The sequence below is a fragment of the Caballeronia sp. genome, assembly GCF_049581465.1.
Lineage (GTDB): Bacteria > Pseudomonadota > Gammaproteobacteria > Burkholderiales > Burkholderiaceae > Caballeronia.
The window spans coordinates 1-3,820 of sequence record NZ_JBAUSA010000320.1 but is presented as its reverse complement, the minus strand read 5'-3'; the positions used below and the strand labels follow the sequence as shown (position 1 = coordinate 3,820).

General features: G+C 59.9%; 4 protein-coding genes. 3 read left to right on the top strand and 1 reads right to left on the bottom strand.

The features are described from left to right. The coding region (locus WCA53_RS07955; protein WP_423907718.1) for a mechanosensitive ion channel family protein at window positions 1-2,030 on the top strand (2,030 nt) is incomplete at its 5' end. Between the two features lie 177 nt (window positions 2,031-2,207). Here the strand turns inward: WCA53_RS07955 and WCA53_RS07950 are convergent. After that, on the bottom strand, window positions 2,208-2,747 hold the full coding sequence (locus tag WCA53_RS07950) for a cysteine dioxygenase (RefSeq protein ID WP_423907715.1): 540 nt from the start codon (window positions 2,745-2,747) through the stop codon (window positions 2,208-2,210). A 130-nt stretch (window positions 2,748-2,877) separates the two neighbouring features. Here WCA53_RS07950 and WCA53_RS07945 point away from each other — a divergent pair, with 130 nt between their 5' ends. Together WCA53_RS07945 and WCA53_RS07940 are read left to right on the top strand one after the other, a co-directional pair. Further along, complete coding sequence (locus tag WCA53_RS07945; RefSeq protein WP_423907712.1) at window positions 2,878-3,354, top strand: Lrp/AsnC family transcriptional regulator; 477 nt, start codon at window positions 2,878-2,880, stop codon at window positions 3,352-3,354. A 60-nt stretch (window positions 3,355-3,414) separates the two neighbouring features. Continuing rightward, entirely contained in the window at window positions 3,415-3,648 is a 234-nt protein-coding gene (locus WCA53_RS07940) for a hypothetical protein (protein WP_423907710.1), read from the top strand. Window positions 3,649-3,820: the final 172 nt, after the last annotated feature.

Here is a 3,820-nt window from a genome sequence, read left to right as displayed (position 1 = left end):
GCCGAACACCGCTCAACTACTGGGGCGGCCGGCTGAATGCCGCGGGTAACGAACTGTTCACCATTGTGTCGAGCCATAGCCGGGAGCCTTTCAGCCGAACGTTGCTCAATTTTTGCCTGACATTGGCGGGGTGGGGCGTTTGCGCTTATGTCCTGGTCTATATTCAGCGCCAGATCCATGCGCACTACAAAATTGAATTCGGCCTGCGCCCGAATGCCACGACGCAAGAACTCCTGATTTTCGCGCTCCGCCGCGTGGGCCCCTATTTGTTCGCGTTTATCGCGGCACTCACCTTCGTGCGCTTGATGCCGGTGTCTCTCGGCCGCACGCTGGCGATGGTGACAGCCTATGCGATCGTGGCCGGCGCTTTGTTCTCCTCGATCTGCCTGATCATGTTTTCGCTGTTCGGCTCGGCGCACAGGCGGGTGCCGGTGCATTTGCTGATTGTTCACGCGCGCCGTCTGCTGTTCCTGATCGGCACGTTTGGCGCGCTTGGCGACGCGGCGTCCAACTACGACGTCGCGCAGCAACTCGGCACTAACCTCGCGGGGCTGATCGCGACTGCCGCAAACATGGCGGCGGCCGTGATGACCGGCTATTTCGCGCTAGGTTTCCGTCGGCCCGTATCGCATTTGATTCGTAGCCGTCCCTACGATTATCGTAGCGAGCACAAGGCCGCGACTGAAACCCGTGAGGTCGTAGGCGCCCTGTGGCACTTGCCTTTGTTGCTGCTCGCCGCGGTATCGGTGATTGGGACGCTCGCAGGCATTGGCGCATCCGACAATGTGCTGCAGATGGACATCGCGAGCGCGGGGCTGCTGGTGATCGCATTGTTCCTGAGCGCAATCGTGTTGCGTGTGACAAAACTCGCGCCGCGAAAGGCGCGCCGCCAGTCCGCTTATGTCAGGCGGCTCGTCAAATATGTTGGCCGGCTGGTCGTCCTGTTTATCTGGCTCGCATTCCTCGAACTGTGGTCGCATCTCTGGGGATTTTCGCTGGCCAAGCTCGCCCAGGACAGCGCGGCCGCGCGAGGAATCACGCACGGCATTACGGCCATATTGCTGACGATCTTCATCGCCTACCTGGTGTGGATTCTCATCGACACTGGTATTCAGGAGGCGCTCGCATCGAATCCTTCGCGCGGCAAGGGCCGTGGGCCGAGCATGCGCGCGCGCACCATGCTGCCGCTGATCCGTAACGTCGTCTTCGTCGCGTTGCTGAGCATTGCTGCAATTGTTACCGCGGCCAATCTTGGGCTGAACGTCACGCCATTGCTGGCAGGCGCAGGAGTGATCGGGCTCGCGGTGGGTTTTGGAGCGCAATCGCTGGTGGCCGATCTGATCACCGGGCTTTTTATCATTATCGAAGACACGATTTCGGTTGGCGATTCGATCGAGGTCGACGGCGGTCACGCGGGCGTCGTGGAAACCTTGACCATACGTACTGTGCGGCTGCGCGACGGTCAGGGCGCGATACACGCCATTCCGTTTTCGCAGATCAAGATCGTGAAGAACCTGTCGCGAGATTTTGCCTATGCGGTGTTTGAAGTGCGCGTACCGTTTTCCGCCGATATCGACGAGGTCACGCAGATGATTCGCGAGGTTGGCGCGGAGTTGATGGCTGATTTCCGTTATCGGCGCGAGATGCTCGGACCGATCGAGGTGTGGGGGCTGGACCGGTTCGATCCGAACTGGATGGTGGTCAAAGGCCAGATCAAGACATTGCCGCTGCAGCAGTGGAGCGTGGCGCGGGCGTTCAACGTGCGGGTAAAGCGCAAGATGGACGAGATGGGAATGGACGTTCCCGTGCCACAGATGCAGGTGCGCGTGTCGCGGGACGTGTCGGGTCGGGGATCGTCGTGGAATGACGCCGACGAGTCGTATCGCGAACCCCTGTCGCCGGTCGAGCGAAGCGAGGCGGCACGTGCTCGCGATGTTTCGCATGACCCGCAGCCGGCGCCGCCTCCGACGGATCAGTCGGCACAAGTGCCGGCGCAGATTCCGACAGCATCCACGCCGGGCAGGGCGTGAAGAGCGGTAAGCGTCAGGTGTCAATGCGTCAACGCGTCAGGCGTCGATGCGCGTCAGCGTCAATGCGTTAGGCGTCAATGCGTTAGGCGTCAATGGCGGAGCTAACGTTCAAGGCTGAATATCGTCGGGCTTGAAACGTCGTGCCTGCCTGTCAGGCCTGCCTATCATGCCTGCCTGTCAGGCCACAGTGACGAGATCGTTGACGTGGGTCGAAATCTGCGTACCGGGCACGCCATAGACGTGGATCGAAATCGCAGGGCTTGATGCCGTCGACGCGTTTTCCAGCCGATGAATCGCGCCCCGTCCGGCCGCTACAAACGAGACGGCGCCGGGCGTGCGTGGATGTTGCCGCGTCTGGACGGCACAGTGCGCCTGGTGGTTCCACGCAAACAGCGTCTCTGACAACTCGCCTTCGATTACGGAATAAGCGCACCACGTATGGTGGCCATGAACCGGACTTGCGTGACCTGATTGCCAGACGAGCGCCGCGACTGCGTATCGGCCGAGCGGGTCCGCATAGAGCAAATGCCGCCGATACGTCTGCGCGTCACCTTCGCGTTGGGCAGCAGTCAAGAGTTGCGCGTGCGCGGTCGACGCGGCAAGCGCCGAGCGCACACCCAGCGCGAATTCCGCTGATGAAAGATCGAGGCAGCATGCCTCGTCAAGCGCGCGATGCAGGCCGATGAGCGCTGGGTTCGTGTCGATATTGAGTTTCATGGGCAAAGCTCGGCGAAAACAACGTGAATGAGCGTCATTTATACCGGTTTGCGTAGAGAAAGAGTTTCCATATAATTTCTCCAAGGCACGAAAAAGTAGAATAATTTCCTATAAGGGGCGGGCTGTGGGCATGGACCTCATTGATCGAAAGTTGCTGGAGTTGCTACAGGAAGACGTGACGATGCCAATCGCCGAATTGGCGACGCGCGTGAATCTTTCGCAAACGCCGTGCTGGAAACGCGTTCAGCGGCTAAAAGAGACCGGCGTCATCCGCGCCCAGGTAGCGCTATGTGATCCTCGCAAGCTAGGCGTCGGAACCACGGTGTTCGTCTCGGTCAGGACGAACCAGCACACGCAGACCTGGTCCGAGGACTTCACGCGGGCCGTGCGTGACATTCCTGAAGTGGTTGAGGTTTATCGGATGAGTGGGGAGACGGATTATTTGTTGAGGGTGGTGGTGTCGGATATTGACGATTACGACCGCGTGTACAAAACGCTGATTCGCGCGGTGCCGCTGTACGACGTCAGTTCGAGCTTCGCCATGGAGCAGATCAAGTATTCGACCGCGCTTCCCGTGCGCCCGCCGCTCAACGTTACCGGCAATTGAGTCGGGAATCGGGTTCCCGGGTGCGGTGCCACAATCCTTCTGAAACCCGGGTCGGGTAAGATGGCGCGCTTCGCACATCAACCCAAAATTCCCGATTTCATGACCGATGACCGCCGCAACAAGGCCCCAACGCGCAGGCATCCCACGTTCGCGATCAGCATTCTGATTGTGGTCGTGGTGCTGTTCGTTATTGGCACGCTGTTTTTCAACGCGATTCGCGAGAAGCGCGCCTATGAGAGCCAGAACCCCCAACCAGCAGCCAGTGCCCCTGCAGCCGGGGGAGCTTCGCAGTAGCGCGTGCCGCTAGGGCGGGTTTTGATTGCGGTCGGTGTGGAGGGGGCTGCTCGCGGCGAGTGTGGGGAGAGCGTTGCGTCCTTCTGCTAGCGTGGTCGTTCTGCATAAGTAGTATTTTCTTGCTTATTTCTGTTAGCCCCTATCCGGGGCGGGACTTCATTTCTTTTCAAAC